This is a genomic window from Catenulispora sp. EB89, assembly GCF_041261445.1.
In the GTDB taxonomy this organism is placed as follows: Bacteria; Actinomycetota; Actinomycetes; order Streptomycetales; family Catenulisporaceae; genus Catenulispora.
Window position 1 is genome coordinate 432,886 of record NZ_JBGCCU010000005.1, and the last position, 16,013, is coordinate 448,898.

15 protein-coding genes are annotated in these 16,013 nt (G+C 70.8%); 11 read left to right on the plus strand and 4 right to left on the minus strand.

Annotated elements, in window-relative coordinates:
* The first annotated feature begins 16 nt into the window (after nt 1–16).
* From ABH920_RS14130 to ABH920_RS14165, 8 genes are all read left to right on the plus strand, one after another.
* The gene (locus ABH920_RS14130; protein ID WP_370349394.1) at nt 17–1,690 is read left to right on the plus strand and encodes an L-aspartate oxidase; all 1,674 of its coding nucleotides are present in this window, start codon (nt 17–19) and stop codon (nt 1,688–1,690) included.
* Nucleotides 1,690–2,598: a carboxylating nicotinate-nucleotide diphosphorylase gene (gene nadC, locus ABH920_RS14135; protein ID WP_370349395.1), complete on the plus strand. Its 909-nt coding sequence runs from the start codon at nt 1,690–1,692 to the stop codon at nt 2,596–2,598. Before ABH920_RS14130 ends, nadC begins: the two co-directional genes overlap by 1 nt.
* A 4-nt stretch (nt 2,599–2,602) precedes the next feature.
* A complete protein-coding gene (locus ABH920_RS14140) occupies nt 2,603–3,391 on the plus strand; it encodes a type III pantothenate kinase (protein ID WP_370349396.1) in 789 nt (262 codons plus the stop codon).
* A 249-nt stretch (nt 3,392–3,640) separates the two neighbouring features.
* Nucleotides 3,641–5,161, plus strand: coding sequence for a bifunctional lysylphosphatidylglycerol synthetase/lysine--tRNA ligase LysX (gene lysX / locus ABH920_RS14145; protein ID WP_370349397.1), 1,521 nt, complete (start codon nt 3,641–3,643; stop codon nt 5,159–5,161).
* Nucleotides 5,162–5,214: 53 nt separating this feature from the next.
* The gene (locus ABH920_RS14150; protein WP_370349398.1) at nt 5,215–5,403 is read left to right on the plus strand and encodes a hypothetical protein; all 189 of its coding nucleotides are present in this window, start codon (nt 5,215–5,217) and stop codon (nt 5,401–5,403) included.
* A 21-nt stretch (nt 5,404–5,424) separates the two neighbouring features.
* Nucleotides 5,425–6,792: a globin domain-containing protein gene (locus ABH920_RS14155; protein WP_370349399.1), complete on the plus strand. Its 1,368-nt coding sequence runs from the start codon at nt 5,425–5,427 to the stop codon at nt 6,790–6,792.
* Complete coding sequence (locus tag ABH920_RS14160) at nt 6,789–7,307, plus strand: amino-acid N-acetyltransferase (protein WP_370349400.1); 519 nt, start codon at nt 6,789–6,791, stop codon at nt 7,305–7,307. The genes ABH920_RS14155 and ABH920_RS14160 overlap by 4 nt, the downstream gene beginning before the upstream one ends.
* Nucleotides 7,308–7,406: 99 nt before the next feature.
* The gene (locus tag ABH920_RS14165) at nt 7,407–7,745 is read left to right on the plus strand and encodes an Lsr2 family protein (protein ID WP_370349401.1); all 339 of its coding nucleotides are present in this window, start codon (nt 7,407–7,409) and stop codon (nt 7,743–7,745) included.
* A gap of 60 nt (nt 7,746–7,805) precedes the next feature.
* Here ABH920_RS14165 and ABH920_RS14170 read toward each other — a convergent pair whose 3' ends face one another.
* Nucleotides 7,806–8,393, minus strand: coding sequence for a hypothetical protein (locus tag ABH920_RS14170; protein WP_370349402.1), 588 nt, complete (start codon nt 8,391–8,393; stop codon nt 7,806–7,808).
* A gap of 334 nt (nt 8,394–8,727) precedes the next feature.
* Here ABH920_RS14170 and ABH920_RS14175 point away from each other — a divergent pair, with 334 nt between their 5' ends.
* The gene (locus tag ABH920_RS14175) at nt 8,728–11,280 is read left to right on the plus strand and encodes an ATP-dependent Clp protease ATP-binding subunit (RefSeq protein WP_370349403.1); all 2,553 of its coding nucleotides are present in this window, start codon (nt 8,728–8,730) and stop codon (nt 11,278–11,280) included.
* Between the two features lie 341 nt (nt 11,281–11,621).
* Nucleotides 11,622–12,608 (plus strand): patatin-like phospholipase family protein, encoded by a 987-nt coding sequence (locus tag ABH920_RS14180; RefSeq protein ID WP_370349404.1) that lies wholly within the window; start codon nt 11,622–11,624, stop codon nt 12,606–12,608.
* 188 nt (nt 12,609–12,796) lie between these two features.
* Here ABH920_RS14180 and ABH920_RS14185 read toward each other — a convergent pair whose 3' ends face one another.
* Together ABH920_RS14185 and ABH920_RS14190 are read right to left on the minus strand one after the other, a co-directional pair.
* Entirely contained in the window at nt 12,797–13,651 is an 855-nt protein-coding gene (locus tag ABH920_RS14185; protein ID WP_370349405.1) for a chaplin, read from the minus strand.
* A 199-nt stretch (nt 13,652–13,850) separates the two neighbouring features.
* Nucleotides 13,851–14,450: a YbhB/YbcL family Raf kinase inhibitor-like protein gene (locus ABH920_RS14190; protein ID WP_370349406.1), complete on the minus strand. Its 600-nt coding sequence runs from the start codon at nt 14,448–14,450 to the stop codon at nt 13,851–13,853.
* Between ABH920_RS14190 and ABH920_RS14195 the strand changes: the two genes are divergently transcribed.
* Entirely contained in the window at nt 14,449–15,381 is a 933-nt protein-coding gene (locus tag ABH920_RS14195) for a helix-turn-helix domain-containing protein (protein WP_370349407.1), read from the plus strand. The genes ABH920_RS14190 and ABH920_RS14195 overlap by 2 nt on opposite strands.
* A gap of 21 nt (nt 15,382–15,402) precedes the next feature.
* Here the strand turns inward: ABH920_RS14195 and ABH920_RS14200 are convergent, their stop codons facing one another.
* A complete protein-coding gene (locus ABH920_RS14200; RefSeq protein ID WP_370349408.1) occupies nt 15,403–16,005 on the minus strand; it encodes a DinB family protein in 603 nt (200 codons plus the stop codon).
* Between the last annotated feature and the right edge of the window lie 8 nt (nt 16,006–16,013).

Here is a 16,013-nt window from a genome sequence, read left to right on the forward strand (position 1 = left end):
GTGAGGGGCGATTGAGATGGTCCAGCGGCTTAGGGCACCCCACCCGGGGTGGCGGGCGTACGCGGACACCGTCGTGGTGGGGTCCGGCGTGGCCGGCATCACGGCGGCGCTGGCGGCGCGTCAGGCCGGCAGCGTGCTGCTGGTGACGAAGGCGCGCCTGCAGGACGGGTCGACCCGGTGGGCGCAGGGCGGCATCGCCGCGGCGCTCGGTGTCGGGGACAGTCCGGAGGCGCATCTGCAGGACACGCTGGTGGCCGGCGCGGGAGTCTGCGACGAGGACGCCGTGCGGGTGCTGGTCACCGAGGGCCCGGCGGCGGTGCGGCGGCTGATCTCGCTCGGCGCCGAGTTCGACAAGACCGCGGACGGCGCCATCGCGCTGGGCCGCGAGGGCGGGCACCTGGCCGACCGCATCGCGCACGCCGGCGGCGACGCCACCGGCAAGGAGGTCTCCCGCGCGCTGATCGCGGCGCTGGAGCACACCATCGGCGAGATCGAGGTCATCGACCACGCGCTGGTTCTGGACCTGCTCAAGGACGAGCACGGCGGCGCCGCGGGCGTCACCCTGCACGTCATGGGCGAGGGCGCGCGCGACGGCGTGGGCGCGGTGCACGCCAAGGCCGTGGTGCTGGCCACCGGCGGCATGGGGCAGGTCTTCGACGCCACGACGAACCCTTCCGTGGCGACCGGGGACGGCGTCGCCATGGCGCTGCGCGCCGGCGCGGAGGTCGCGGACCTGGAGTTCGTGCAGTTCCACCCGACGGTGATGTGGCTGGGCGGCGCGGCGCGCGGCCAGCAGCCGCTGATCTCCGAGGCGGTCCGCGGCGAGGGCGCCCACCTGGTGGACGGCAGCGGGGTCCGCTTCATGGTCGGGCAGCATCCGCTGGCCGAACTGGCGCCGCGTGACGTGGTCGCCAAGGGCATCATGCGGCGTATGGCGGAGACCGGAGAGCCGCATATGTGGCTCGATGCGCGGACCGGTGTCGCGGAGTTCTCCGACGAGTACTGGCGTACGCGGTTCCCCACCATCCGCGAGTCCTGCCTCAAGCACGGGATCGACCCGGCCAAGGATCTGATTCCGGTGGCGCCGGCGGAGCATTACGCGTCCGGAGGCGTGCGGACGGATATATGGGGACGTACTTCTATCCCGCGCTTGTACGCGTGTGGAGAGGCCGCCTGTACCGGAGTGCACGGAGCGAACCGCTTGGCGTCCAACTCTTTGTTGGAAGGACTCGTCTTCGCAGAGCGCATCGGTGCGGATCTCGCCAAGCGTCTGCCGTGGACGGAGACTCCGGTTCCGGTAGAGGCTCCTGAGGACGTGGAAGACGTTCTGCTGGAGCCGTCGGTGATGGCCGAGGTGCAGCACACCATGACCGCCGGCGCAGGTGTCCTGCGCAGTGCGCAGTCGCTGGACCGTACCGCCGGCGAACTGGAGCAGCTGGCCGGGCACGCCTCCGAGGCCCCGCACCTGGAGGCGTGGGAGGCGACGAACCTGCACCTGCTGGCCAGCGCGCTGGTGAAGGGTGCGGCTCTGCGCAACGAGACTCGCGGGTCGCACTGGCGTGAGGACTTCCCGGACAGCGGGGACCGCTGGCTGGTGCGCCTGGCGACGCGTTTGGATCCCGGGACCGGGAAGCTGGTCACTGAGAAGCAGCCGCTGCGCAGTGCAGAAATGGATGGAGTGAAGCCCTGATGAGCTCGTTGTCCCCGGACGTCGCCAAGGCGCTGATCGATGGTGGGCTGGACCCGGAGTACGTGGCTTCGGTGATCATGATGGCCCTGGACGAGGACCTGGCCGACGGGCCGGACGTCACGACCGAGGCGACGGTCTCGGCCGACGCGATGGACACCGCGGACTTCGCGGCGCGCGCGCCGGGCGTCGCCGCGGGGGTTCCGGTGGCCGCGGCGGTGTTCGACCTCGTGTCGCAGGGCACGGCGAAGATCCAGCAGGTGGTGAAGGACGGCGACCGGGTGGAGCCCGGCACTGTCCTGTTCACTGTCACCGGCGCTACGCGGGATCTCCTTACTGGCGAACGCACTGCGTTGAACCTCCTGTGTCACCTCTCAGGGATCGCTACGCAGACCCGCCTCTGGGTGGACGCGGTAGAGGGCACAGGCGCGAAGATCCGTGACACCCGTAAGACGACGCCCGGGCTGCGTTCTCTGGAGAAGTACGCAGTGCGGTGCGGCGGCGGCGTGAACCACCGCATGACGTTGTCCGACGCCGGTCTGGTGAAGGACAACCACGTGGTGGCCGCCGGCGGCGTCGTGCAGGCCTTCGAGGCGGTGCGCAAGGCGCACCCGGGGCTGCCGATCGAGGTCGAGATCGACTCGCTGGAGCAGCTGCCCGGGGTGCTCGCGGCCGGCGCCGAGCTGATCCTGCTGGACAACTTCACGCCGGAGCGGATGCGCGCGGCGGTGCAGATCACCGGGCGCAACGAGCTGTACGGCCGGACTCGGCTGGAGGCGTCCGGCGGGCTGACGCTGGACCTGGCCCGCGCCGTCGCCGAGACCGGGGTCGACTACCTCTCGATCGGCGCGCTGACCCACTCGGCGCCGATCCTGGACATCGGCTCGGACTTCCGCGAAGAAGGGAAGTAGCTCTGTGCTTCTGACCATTGACGTCGGCAACACGCAGACCGTTTACGGGCTGTTCGAGGGCGAGGAGATCGTCGACCACTGGCGGGTGGCCACGGATCCGCGCCGGACGTCCGACGAGCTCTCGGTGATGACGCAGGGGCTGCTGAGCCAGCACCCGACGGCGGGCAAGCCCGGCGGCCTGACCGGGCTGTCGATCTGCTCCACGGTGCCGTCGGTGCTGCACGAGATGCGGGACATGAGCAAGCGGCACTACGGGGACGTCCCCACGGTGCTGGTGGAGCCCGGAGTGAAGACCGGCGTGCCGATCCTGGTCGACAACCCGAAGGAAGTCGGCGCGGACCGGATCATGAACGCCCTGGCCGCGCACTACCTCTACGACGGCCCGGTGATCGTGGTCGACTTCGGGACGGCGACGTCCTTCGACGCGGTCTCGGCCAAGGGCGAGTTCCTCGGCGGCGCCATAGCGCCCGGGATCGAGATATCGGTCGAGGCGCTGGGGATGCGCGGGGCGCAGCTGCGGAAGATCGAGCTGACCAAGCCGCGGAGCATCATCGGGAAGAACACCGTCGAGTGCATGCAGTCCGGGATCCTCTACGGGTTCGCGGGGCAGGTCGACGGAGTGGTGCACCGGATGGCCGAGGAGATGGCCGAGGATCCGGACGACGTGACGGTGGTCGCCACCGGCGGGCTGGCGTCGCTGGTGCTGGACGAGTCCGAGGTCGTGGACGTGCACGAGCCGTGGCTGACGCTGGTCGGGCTGCGGCTGGTCTATGAGCGGAACAGCGGGAGCTGATTCCTCAAGAGTGCGCGGGACAGCGGGACAAGCGGGACAGCGGGACAAGCGGGACGGCGGGCGACCGGAAACGGTTCGGCCGCCGTCCCGTTCGCGTGTTGCGTGGCGATCGCCGAGATCCTGGCAGCGCCCGCGAACACCGGCCGGAGTCACCCCGACCGCCCCGCCGCCTGGACCGGCCGGCGACGCCCCGCCCGCCACGTGGTATTCGGTTGCGACCCGGTGAACCCGGCCAAGTAGCCTTGACCCATGACCGAAACCACCCCGCCTCCGGCGCAGCCCGAGTCCGACCTCCCCGAGCAGATCCGCATCCGCCGGGAGAAGCTGGACAAACTGCGCGAGCGCGGCGTGGACCCGTATCCGGTCGGGTATCCGCGGACCGCGACCATCGGGGAGCTGCGCGCCGAGTACGGCGACCTGGAGGCGGACACCGCCACCGGGCAGCGGGCCGGGATCGCCGGGCGGGTCGTGCTGTCGCGGACCGGGGGCAAGCTCTGCTTCGCCACGCTGCGGGAGGGCGAGTTCGAGATCCAGGCGATGTTCTCGCTGGACCGGCTCGGGGCGGAGTCGCTGGAGGAGTGGAAGGGCGACGTCGACCTCGGGGACCTGGTCGGGGTCACTGGTGAGATCATCACCTCGCGGCGCGGGGAGCTCTCCATCATGGTCGAGAGCTGGGCCATCACCTCGAAGTGCCTGCGGCCGCTGCCGGACAAGCACAAGGGGCTCACCGACCCCGAGGCGCGGGTGCGGCAGCGCTATGTCGACCTGATCGTGAACCCCGAGGCGCGGCGGATGCTGTTCACCCGCTCGGACCTGGTGCGCTCGCTGCGCTCCAGCCTCGCCGAGCGCGGGTACACCGAGGTCGAGACGCCGATGCTGCAGCCGATCCACGGCGGCGCCAACGCCCGGCCCTTCGAGACGCACATCAACGCCTACGACATGAAGCTCTACCTGCGCATCGCGCCGGAGCTCTACCTCAAGCGGCTGCTGGTCGGCGGGGTGGAGAAGGTCTTCGAGATCAACCGGAACTTCCGGAACGAGGGTGCGGACTCCACGCACAGCCCCGAGTTCACCATGCTGGAGGCCTATGAGGTCTACGGCGACTACGACGTCATGCAGAAGCTGACGCAGTCGGTGATCCAGGAGGGCGCCGCGGCGATCTTCGGGTCGCAGGTGGCCCGGCGGGTGAACGCCGAGGGCGAGGTCGAGGAGTTCGACATCAGCGGCGACTGGAAGTCCGTCACGGTCAACGACGCGATCTCCGCCGCGCTCGGCGAGGAGGTCTCCGCGGACACCGAGATCGGCGCGCTGAAGAAGCTCTGCGACGCCGCGGGCATCCCCTACGCGCCGGGCTGGACCCGCGGCCAGGTGGTGCTGGAGATGTACGAGCACCTGGTCGAGGACAAGACCGTGCAGCCGACGTTCTACCGGGACTTCCCGAAGGACGTCTCGCCGCTGACCCGGGCGCACCGGCGGGACCCGCGCCTGGCCGAGCGCTGGGACCTGGTCGGCTGGGGCGCGGAGATCGGCACCGGCTACTCCGAGCTGATCGACCCGGTGGACCAGCGCGAGCGCTTCACGGAGCAGTCGCTGCTGGCCGCCGGCGGCGACCCGGACGCGATGCAGCTGGACGAGGACTTCCTGCGCGCGCTGGAGTACGCCATGCCGCCGGCCGGCGGCATCGGGGCGGGTATCGACCGGATTCTGATGGCGCTCACCGGCCGCCTGATTCGGGAGACCATCCTGTTCCCGTTCGTGAAGCCGGCGTAGGTAGTCTGGCCGCACCGACAAACGCCTCGTTCAGCCGAGGGGGAAGCGACACGATGATGGGCAATCTGGGCCTTTACGTTCCGTCTTTTGTAGTGGCGGTGGCGTTCATCTACGTCATCAGGCTCATCGTCGTGTCGCAGAACCCTCAGAAGCGTGCGGAGGCTCGCGCGCGCGAGCTGGAAGCAGAGCGTAATGATCCGCGCTTTGGTTCGAAAGACGGGACTCGCTCTGACGCTGCTTAGCGTCCTGTTAATGTCGTGCGCGTGACGGAAGCTCTGGCTGTGGACGGCGAAAACCTCAACGACGATCTGCTGGCCGGCCGCGCACAGGCGCTGGCTTTGGTCCGGCAGGGGTTCGCGGCAGTCAGTGCCCGGCCCGAAGTTTTTACCAATTCTTTGTACGAGGACTTCTTCACCTCCAACCCGCGATACCGGAAGTACTTCGCGGCCGGGGACGAGGCGCGGCGCGACGAGCGGACGCTGGAGGCCGCGACCCGGGTCGTGGCCGGCCTCGACCGGCCCGGCGCGCTGCTGCCGCTGCTGCGCAGACTCGCTCTGGAGTACCGCAAGTACGGGGTGCGCGAGCCGCACTACCGCGCCTTCGCCGGGTCGGTGATGACCGCCCTGGAGCGCACCATAGGCGAGGCCTGGACCTACGAGGCCGCGGTCGCGTGGGTCGACGAGCTGACCATGGTGGCCTCGGCGATGCTCGGCATCGCCGCCGAGGCCGACGCGCAGGGGCCGGCCTACTGGGAGGCCGAGGTCGTCGCGGTCGACCGGATGGCGGAGGACGTGGTCCGGCTGCGGGTCCGCACCGCGTTCCCGTACCCCTACCAGGCCGGACAGTACGCCGCGATCGAGCTCGGCCGGCTGCCGTGGGTCTGGCGGGACTTCTCCTTCGCGGCCGCGCCGCAGGCCGGCCCGGAAGACCCGGAGCACTCGGTCCTGGAGTTCCACGTCCAGCGCACCGCCGACGGCCGCCTGAGCAACGTCGTCCACGACGAGCTGGAGCTCGGCGACCGCATCCGGATCGCCGCCCCGGCCGGTGACCTGGCCTTCCCGGCCGGGGCCTCGCGGCTGATCGCGGTCGGGCACGGCACCGGGCTGGCGCCCATCGCCGCGCTGCTGCAGGACGCCGCCGCGGCCGGGGACGACCGGCCGGTGCACGTCGTGGTGGGGAACTCGCTGAACGCGGCGAAGCCCGCCAAGAAGACCGCCGCGGCCCAGAAAGCCCAGAAGGCCGCCAAGGCCGCGGGTAAGGCGGCGGCTCCGGGCTCGGCAGGCTCGGCGGCGGCCAAGAAGGCCCAGCAGGCGGCGAAGGCGGCCGCTGAGAGCGCCGAGGCCGCCGCGGGCACAGAGGGCACAGAGGGCGCCGACCAGGAGCACTACCTCACCGAACACCTGGCCGAGCTGGCCGCCGCGCACGGCAACGCCACGGTGGTCTTCGTCGGTGCCGCCGAGGAATTGCCTCAGCATCTGGACGAGTACGTCAAGCGCCTGGCCGACGGCGGGACACTGTCCGGGTGGGGCGGCGTGGCCGTCGGCTCGACCGGCACGGTCCAGGCCTGCCTCGGCGTCCTGGCCGCCGCCGGGGCCGATCCCGCCGACGTGAGAAGCGACCTTTTCGGATGACATCCTCCCTGTCCGCCGCCGATATCACCGTGCGGCGGGCCCGCACCGACGATGTCGGGGCGATCCGCGAACTCCTGGGCCGTTACAAAGGCATCCTCCTGGACAAGCCGGACGTCACGCTTTTCGAGGACATCCAGGAGTTCTGGGTGGCCGAACACGACGGCGACGGCCGGGTGATCGGATGCGGCGCCTTGCACGTCATCTGGCTGGATCTCGCGGAAGTGCGCACGCTGGCGGTGGACCCGGAATGCCGGGGTATGGGAGTCGGCGCGCGAATCCTTGACAAACTAGTCCGTACCGCCGCGCGCATCGGTGTTCGCCGGCTGTTCTGCCTGACGTTCGAAGTGGACTTCTTCGCCGCGCACGGATTCTCCGAGATCAGCGGCGTCCCGGTCCCGCCGCAGATCGAAGCCGAACTGTCGAAGTCGCCGGACGGCGGGGTCGCGGAGTTCCTCGACTTGGAGCAGGTCAAACCCAACACTCTGGGCAATACGCGCATGCTGCGGATCTTGTAGGACCCGTCCGCGGCTCCGGCATGGGATTTGATTTCATCACCGGAATGCGCTTTGCTGACTGGAGGTATATCCCAGAACTGGAGAAAGGCGGGCCGCCCGATGGCCAAGCGCACCATTGAGGTGTTCCACGACGACCTCGACGGCTCCGAGGGTGCGAGCACTGTGAAGTTCGGCCTCGACGGGAAGTCCTACGAGATCGACCTGTCCGAGGCGCATGAGAAGGAATTGCGCAAGGCGCTCGAGAAGTACGTCGGTGCCGCGACGCAGGTGACGGCGTCCTCCGCCTCTGCCTCCGGCCGCCGGAAGTACGGCACGGGCCCCACGCGCCGCGACACGAAGCACATCCGTGAATGGCTGCGGAACGTCGAGGGCGTGGAAATCAGCGACCGCGGTCGTATTCCCACCGACCTGATGAATCGCTACAACGCCGCTCACTAATAACGCCACGGCGCGGTCGGGCCCCCGTCCCCGGCCGACGTCGCGGCGGGTGGGCCCCGTTCAGCGCGCGGCGGCCACCGCCAGCCGGTGGCAGGCCGCGGCGAGGGTGGCCAGCAGGGCGATCAGCTCCGGGGCTTCGGGCAACCCCGGGGTCGGGTAGGAGGGGCGGCGTGCCGCGCCGTCCGCCCGGGCAGAGCCCTCGGGACCCTCAACGTCTTCAGTTTTCCCGGCCTGGAGTTTCCCGGCCTGGAGCGCCGCACCGGCGCCGTTGTGCAGGGCGTCGGTGTCATCGGCGGCAGGGGTGGCACGGGTAGCGGCGGCAGCGGCCGCAGCCGTGGCGGCGCCGGCCGGGCCACCCGGGCCACCGGGACGCTGCATCGGCACCGTGGCCGGATGCAGCCAGCGGACCGGGGGATCGGTCAGCTGTTCGACCGGCACCGCGGTGAGATCCAGCCGGACGCCGCCCCAGTCCAGCCATTCCAGCAGCTCGGGCAGGTCTTCGGCGCCGCCGGCCGCGACGTAGAACAGCACCCGGCCGCCGGCGGACAGCGCGACCGGTCCCGGCGCCACCGCCGGCTGGCCGTATCCCAGCAGTCTGGCCAGCGCTTCGCGCCCCGCGGCTTCCGGTACGGAGACCACGTCCGGCATGTGGATCGACCTCCCCGTTCGCTCTTGGCGTACACCCTATTCGGGTCTGGTGCCCCGGTACCGGGAACACCACGTCAGAGGCGGCGAGTTGGACTAACGGAAGGCCTTGGGAGGAGCGACCGCCCCGCGGACAACGGGGAAGTCACCCCACCTGCGAGGGAAGGCGGGACTAGCATCGGTTGCGAGCCCGCCTGCCGACCAGGAGGCGAGCTTCTGGTTTGGCACCGCACGGAACTAGCAACACACCAGGGCAAGCGCACGATCTGTACTGGCGAGCAACCAGTAGTACTTCGATCCATACGTCAGCCCGCGACGCTCCGGGGAGCGATGAGGAATGTTCGAACGGTTCACCGACCGCGCACGGCGCGTCGTCGTCTTGGCCCAAGAAGAGGCCAGGATGCTCAACCACAACTACATCGGGACCGAGCACATCCTCCTCGGCCTCATCCACGAGGGTGAGGGTGTGGCGGCCAAGGCCCTGGAGAGCCTCGGCATCTCGCTGGAAGCGGTCCGCCAGCAGGTGGAGGAGATCATCGGCCAGGGCCAGCAGGCCCCGTCCGGCCACATCCCCTTCACCCCGCGGGCCAAGAAGGTCCTGGAGCTGTCGCTGCGCGAGGCGCTGCAGCTGGGCCACAACTACATCGGCACCGAGCACATCCTGCTCGGTCTGATCCGCGAGGGCGAGGGTGTCGCGGCGCAGGTGCTGGTCAAGCTGGGCGCGGACCTGAACCGGGTGCGCCAGCAGGTGATCCAGCTGCTGTCCGGCTACTCCGGCGGCGGCAAGGAGGCCGCGGCGGCCGGCGGCCCGGCCGAGGGCACGCCGTCCACCTCCCTGGTGCTGGACCAGTTCGGCCGGAACCTGACCCAGGCCGCCCGCGAGGGCAAGCTCGACCCGGTGATCGGGCGCGAGAAGGAGATCGAGCGGGTCATGCAGGTGCTGTCCCGCCGCACCAAGAACAACCCGGTGCTGATCGGCGAGCCCGGCGTCGGCAAGACCGCCGTCGTGGAGGGCCTGGCCCAGGCGATCGTCAAGGGCGAGGTGCCCGAGACGCTCAAGGACAAGCACCTGTACACCCTGGACCTCGGCGCCCTGGTGGCCGGCTCCCGCTACCGCGGTGACTTCGAGGAGCGCCTGAAGAAGGTGCTCAAGGAGATCCGCACCCGCGGCGACATCGTCCTGTTCATCGACGAGCTGCACACCCTGGTCGGCGCGGGCGCGGCGGAGGGTGCCATCGACGCGGCCTCGATCCTGAAGCCCATGCTGGCCCGGGGCGAGCTGCAGACCATCGGCGCCACCACGCTCGACGAGTACCGCAAGTACGTCGAGAAGGACGCCGCCCTGGAGCGCCGCTTCCAGCCGATCCAGGTGGCCGAGCCCTCGGTGGCGCACACCATCGAGATCCTCAAGGGCCTGCGCGACCGCTACGAGGCGCACCACCGGGTGTCCATCACCGACGGCGCGCTGGTGGCCGCGGCCACGCTGGCCGAGCGCTACATCTCCGACCGCTTCCTGCCGGACAAGGCCATCGACCTGATCGACGAGGCCGGCTCCCGGATGCGCATCCGCCGGATGACCGCGCCGCCGGACCTGCGCGAGTTCGACGACAAGATCGCGAACGTGCGCAAGGAGAAGGAGTCCGCGATCGACGCGCAGGACTTCGAGAAGGCCGCGGCCCTGCGCGACCAGGAGAAGCAGCTCCAGAGCGCCAAGGCGCGCCGGGAGAAGGAGTGGAAGCAGGGCGACCTGGACGTCGTGGCCGAGGTCGACGAGGAGCTGATCGCCGAGGTCCTGGCCACCGCCACGGGCATCCCGGTGTTCAAGCTCACCGAGGAGGAGACCTCCCGCCTGCTGCGCATGGAGGACGAGCTGCACAAGCGCGTCATCGGCCAGAACCAGGCGATCAAGGGCCTGTCCCAGGCGATCCGGCGCACGCGCGCCGGGCTGAAGGACCCCAAGCGCCCCGGCGGCTCGTTCATCTTCGCCGGCCCGTCCGGCGTCGGTAAGACCGAGCTGGCCAAGGCCCTGGCGGAGTTCCTGTTCGGCGACGAGGACGCGCTGATCCAGCTGGACATGTCCGAGTTCTCCGAGAAGCACACCGTCTCGCGGCTGTTCGGCTCCCCGCCCGGATACGTCGGCTACGAGGAGGGCGGCCAGCTCACCGAGAAGGTGCGCCGCAAGCCGTTCTCGGTGGTGCTGTTCGACGAGGTCGAGAAGGCGCACCCGGACATCTTCAACTCGCTGCTGCAGATCCTGGAGGACGGCCGCCTGACCGACTCCCAGGGCCGGGTCGTGGACTTCAAGAACACGGTGATCATCATGACCACCAACCTCGGCACCCGGGACATCTCCAAGGGCTTCGGCCTGGGCTTCGCCGCCTCCGGCGACACCAAGGCGCCGTACGAGCGGATGAAGGCCAAGGTCAACGACGAGCTCAAGCAGCACTTCCGGCCGGAGTTCCTGAACCGTGTCGACGACACGGTGGTGTTCCCGCAGCTCAGCCAGGACGACATCGTCGCGATCGTGGACCTGATGATGAGCAAGGTCGACGGCCGCCTGAAGGACAAGGACATGGGCATCGTCCTGACCCGCAAGGCCAAGGAGCTCATCGCCACCCTGGGCTACGACCCGGTCCTGGGCGCCCGGCCGCTGCGCCGCGCGATCCAGCGGCACATCGAGGACCCGCTGTCGGAGAAGATCCTGTTCGGCGAGGTCCGGCCCGGCCAGCTGATCACGGTGGACGAGAACACCGAGACCGGCGCGGTCGAGTCCGACCAGCGGTTCACCTTCAAGTCGGGTCCGAAGGAGGACGTGCCGGAGGACGCCTCGGTGCTGGAGTCCGGGACGCTGCCGCCGGCGGCTCCGGAGGCCACGCCTTCGGCGACCTGATCGGCTGCGGCTGATCCGCTGAGGCTGATGCTGAGGCTGACTGGCTGAGGCTGATGGTCTGACCGGCCAGACGGCACGACAACGGCCGCTCATCCCGTTCGCGGGGTGGGCGGCCGCTGCCGTGTCCGGCGGCGTTTCGTGTTTGCGGCGGGGGCCGGCGCGCGATTATCGTTCAGCTGAGTTCGTTTCCGAGCGCTGTCGCAGCGCACGACCTGAGGAGGTGAGTCCGATTTCCACTAACGATCGGGTGCTCACCCCTTCGCGCCGGAGCCTTTAAGCGCTTCGCCGCCGTCGGTCCCTGGGCACCCGTACCTCGGATGCCCTGAAGGGGACCCAAAGACATGTCGCAAAATCTTGAATCGCTTCCGTCGTCCTGCGCGCTGGTCATCGGCGGTGGCGGAGCTGCCGGGAACGCCTGGGCGGTCGGCGTCGTCGCCGGACTCGCGGAAGGCGGCCTCGACCTGACCCAGGCCGCTGATCTGGTGATCGGAACTTCGTCCGGAGCCACCACCGCGGTGCTGGTGCGCAGCGGTGTTCCGGCGGCCGAACTGCTGGCCTCGGTCTTGTCCGAACAGCACGGCCGGCCGGGCGGACCGCGCAGGGATGGCCAGGGCAACGGCGAGGGCCGGGGGAACGCGGAACGGCCGGCATCGCTGCCGATGGCGACAGTGTTCGAGCGGATGCGGACCATCGGCGCCGCCGCCACGTCGGCGATCGAGCTCCACCGGGCCATGGGGGTGTTCGGATTGGAGAGCGACGCCGTCATCGGCTGGAGCGCGGGGCAGCGGCGCGAGATCGTCGCCGCCAGGCTGCCTCGGGCCGAGTGGCCGGAGCGGCCGATGATCGTGACGGCGATGGACGCGCGGACCGGTGAGCCGGCCGCGTTCGACCGCGACTCCGGCGTGGAGTTGGTGGATGCGGTCACGGCGAGCACCGCGATGCCCGGCATGGCTCCGACGGTGAGTATCAAGGGGAACCGCTATATCTCCGGCGGTGTGCGCTCGGCCGACAACGCCGACCTCGCTGCCGGGTATGCGAACGTCGTGGTGCTCTCGCCGCTGGCGCCGTTCCGGGGCGAGGTGCGGCCGGCCGGGAGCGCGGACCCGTCGGGGCAGTTCGAGGGGCTGCGCAGAATGCCCGGCGCGGATCTGGAAAGCCAGGTCGAGGCCCTGCGTGCGCGGGGCAGCCGGGTCGAGGTGATCACTCCGGACGCCGATTCGCAGGCCGCGATGGGCACGAACCAGATGGATCCGACGACTCGCGTCCCCTCGGCCCGCGCGGGCTACGCGCAGGGCAAGCAGGCGGCGGCGCGGATCCTGCCGCTGTAGATGGAAAGGCCGACGGCCGCCCACCCCGTACGTGGGTCGGCGGCCGTCGGCGTGTCCAGTGTCCTGACCACGGGCCCGTTCCGGAGTGACGTCGGCTCCGGCTGGGGGCGTCCCCGTGGTTGCGCTGCTGGACTCATTGCGGGTGGAACCGGCGGCCGACGCTCACGGCCGCCGCGGGGTGACGCGGGTCAGGCCACCGGCGGGGCCGGCATCGGCGGCGCGGGGGTCTCCGCCGGGGGCGCGGGGATTCCCGTCGAGGGGGGCGTGGTGTCCTCGTCCGAGGGCGGCGTGCTGGTGTCGCCGTCCGCCGGCGGGGCCCAGCTGTCGGCCGGCGGGCACGGGGCCGGGGGCGGCGGCGGGCAGGTGGTCACCGGCGGGGGGCAGGTCACCGGCGGCGGCTCCGGGCACGGCGCGCCGGGCGGGCACTCCACCGGCGGCGGGGCCATCACCGGCGGGGCCAGCTCGGGGGCGCCGTTCACGCAGTGGTTGTCCTTGGCGCCGGTGGCGAAGGCCAGCAGCCCGACCGAGTCGCCGCAGGCCTGCACCGGGACGTCCGCGGACAGCTGCAGGACGTTGCCGGAGACCAGCCCGGGGGAGTCCGCCGCCGCGCCCTCGGCCAGGGCGTGCGTGCCCTCGTCCACGCAGTCGTTGTCGTGCGCCGTGACGTCGGCGGCCAGCGCGCCCGCGGCCAGCCCGCAGGCCTGGACCGGGACGTTCGCGGCGACCGAGGCGACGTTGCCGGAGATCGCGCCGGGGCTGTCGGCGGCGGCGCCGACGGCCTTGGCCGTGGCGTCCTTGGTCCAGCAGTCGTTGTCGCGGGCTCCGACCAGGGCGCCGCCGGCCGCGCCGGCGTCGCCGCAGACCTGGACCGGGACGTCGGCGGGGACCTGCGCGACGTTGCCGGAGACCGCGCCGGGGCTGTCGCTCGCGGCACCGCGCGTGGTGGCGGAGTCGCCCTGTGCCGCCGCGGTGCTCGCGTAGCCCATGACCAGTGCGCCGGTGGTGGCCGACAGCAGCAGGCCCTTCCTTACAAAGGCGTGCATGGATGTACCTCAGATGTCGTCGAATTCGAGGAGCCGAAGGTCGGCTCTCGGGCCTCAACGACGCCTTCGGAGCTCCGGTAACGGACATCCGGCCGATGGACGGTCGAATGTCCACCATCCGGCAGATACCCGAGGTTTTTGTTACAGGATCAGGGGATCAGTGCTGGGCGATCGCTACTTCGCGACTACTGCTGTGCGGTCAGTGCTGGGCGTCCACGGTCATCTGCGCGTAGCCGATGATGTGCTGCCCCAGGACGAACCCGGAGTAGGCGGTGCTGGTCCCGGCGCTCGGCAGGCCGATGCTCGCGGTGTCCAGGGCCAGGACCCGGATCTGGTAGTGGTGCACGGGGTCGCCGGCCGGCGGGCAGGGGCCGTCGAAGGAGGCGTCGCCGAGGTCGTTCACGCCGACCACGGTCCCGGCCGGCGGCGTGGCCGTGCCCCCGAAGGTGCGCGCGGTCGCCGGGATGTCCCAGGCGCGCCAGTGCGAGAACCCGCTGCCGGTCGGGGCCTGCGGGTCGAACATCTCCACGGCGAAGCTCTTGGTGCCGGCCGGAGCCCCGGACCAGGTCAGGTGCGGCGCCGTGGTGAACCCGGTGCAGATCTCGTCAGCCGGGAAGGTGCCGTGGTCGGCCAGATCGGGGGAGCTGACGCGGAAGTGCGCGGCGTCGCGCGGGATGCCGCTGCGCACCGGGCTGTAGCCGAAGCGGTCGTGGACGGCGGCGTATGCGGTGGCGGCTCCGGCGGCGAACATGGCCGCGGACGCAACCCCGGCAATGGTGATCTTCGTCTTCTTCTGCATGGGTCAAAAGCTTCGGGGAGAAGTCGCGCCGCCGGGAGATTCTTCGAGTCCTGGTATTCCGCGTACCACCCGCCAGAGCACACTCGGGGAGTTCCTCACCGCGATGCGCGGCCGGCTCGCGCCGGAGGACGTGGGCCTGCGCAGCGTCGGCCGCCGCCGCACGCCGGGCCTGCGCCGCCAGGAGGTGGCCGAACTCGCCGCGGTGAGCATCGACTGGTACATCCGGCTGGAGCAGGGGCGCGCCGGCGCGCCGGGCTCGGCGGTGCTGGACGCGCTCGCCGCGGCGCTGCGCCTGTCCCCGGTCGAACGCGAGTACCTGCACCTGACGGCACGCGGCGAGGCGCCACCGCGACCGCTGCCGGACCGGCCCGAGGGCGTGAGCACGTCGCTGCGCGCGATCCTGGACGGGATGCCGGCGCTGCCGGCGTACGTGCTGGACCACAGCTTCGACGTCCTCGCGCACAACGCGGCGGCCACGGCCATGTTCGGCGACGGATTCGGCCACGGCACGGGCGCCAACGCGGCACTGCTGCTGTTCCTGGACGGCGCGACCCGCAGCAGCCAGCTGTCCTGGGAGCAGATCGCCCGCGAGACCGTCGGGGCGCTGCGTGCCAACGCCGCGAAGTACCCCGACGACCCGCGCCTGCAAGCGGTGATCGCCCGCCTGCGCGCCGGCAACCGCGACTTCGCCACCTGGTGGGACGACCACACCGTCGGCGAGCGCAGCAGCGGGGTGAAGCGCGTGGCGCATCCGGCGGCGGGGGTGCTGACGGTGGCGTACGACGTGCTGACCGCGCCGGGCGCCTCGGAGCAGCGGCTGGTGGTGCTGACGCCGGTCGGTGCGGAGACGGAGCAGCGGTTGCGGGGGCTGGTGGCGGCGCATTCGCGGCGGGTCGCGGGGGCGGGGGTGGAGGCTGCGTTGGCGGGGTGAGGGGTGCGCGGCAGCGTGAAGCTATCCAGCGGTTGAGCGAGCGCGATCAGCCGCCTTCGCCGCAGCCTCGATCCGCGCACGCAGTGCCTTGCGCGCGGCGTCGTCGATCGGCTCCTCGTACCGTTCCGCCACGCCGGTGCGGCCGTCGAGTTGTTCGCGCAGGATGTCGGCGTGGCCGGCGTGGCGGGTGGTGTCGGTGAGCAGGTGGACCAGGATGGTGAACAGGTCGGTGTCGGGCTGCGGCCACCAGGGCACGTGGCCGGGTGCGTCGGGCGGCAGTGTGCTGATCGTCGCGTCCGCGTGCGTCGATGCCCGGCGGTAGAAGGCGATGATCTGCTCGCGGGTCTCGTTCTCGGTCGCCCAGAGGTCGCTGCCGTCAGAGTCCTGCCAGCGCGGCAGCGCCTCGGGATACGGGCGGTCGAAGACTTCGCCGAAGTAGCGCGCTTCCCACGTCGCCGCGTGTTTGACCAGGCCCAGGAGGTTGGTGCCGGTCGCGGTCAGGGGTCGGCGCGCGTCGTACTCCGACAGGCCGTCGAGTTTCCAGATCAGGACCTCGCGGATGCTCTTCAGCTTCGCGTGCAGATACGCCTTCGCAGTCTCGGCGGTCTCGGCGATCTCAGTCATGGCGCAGG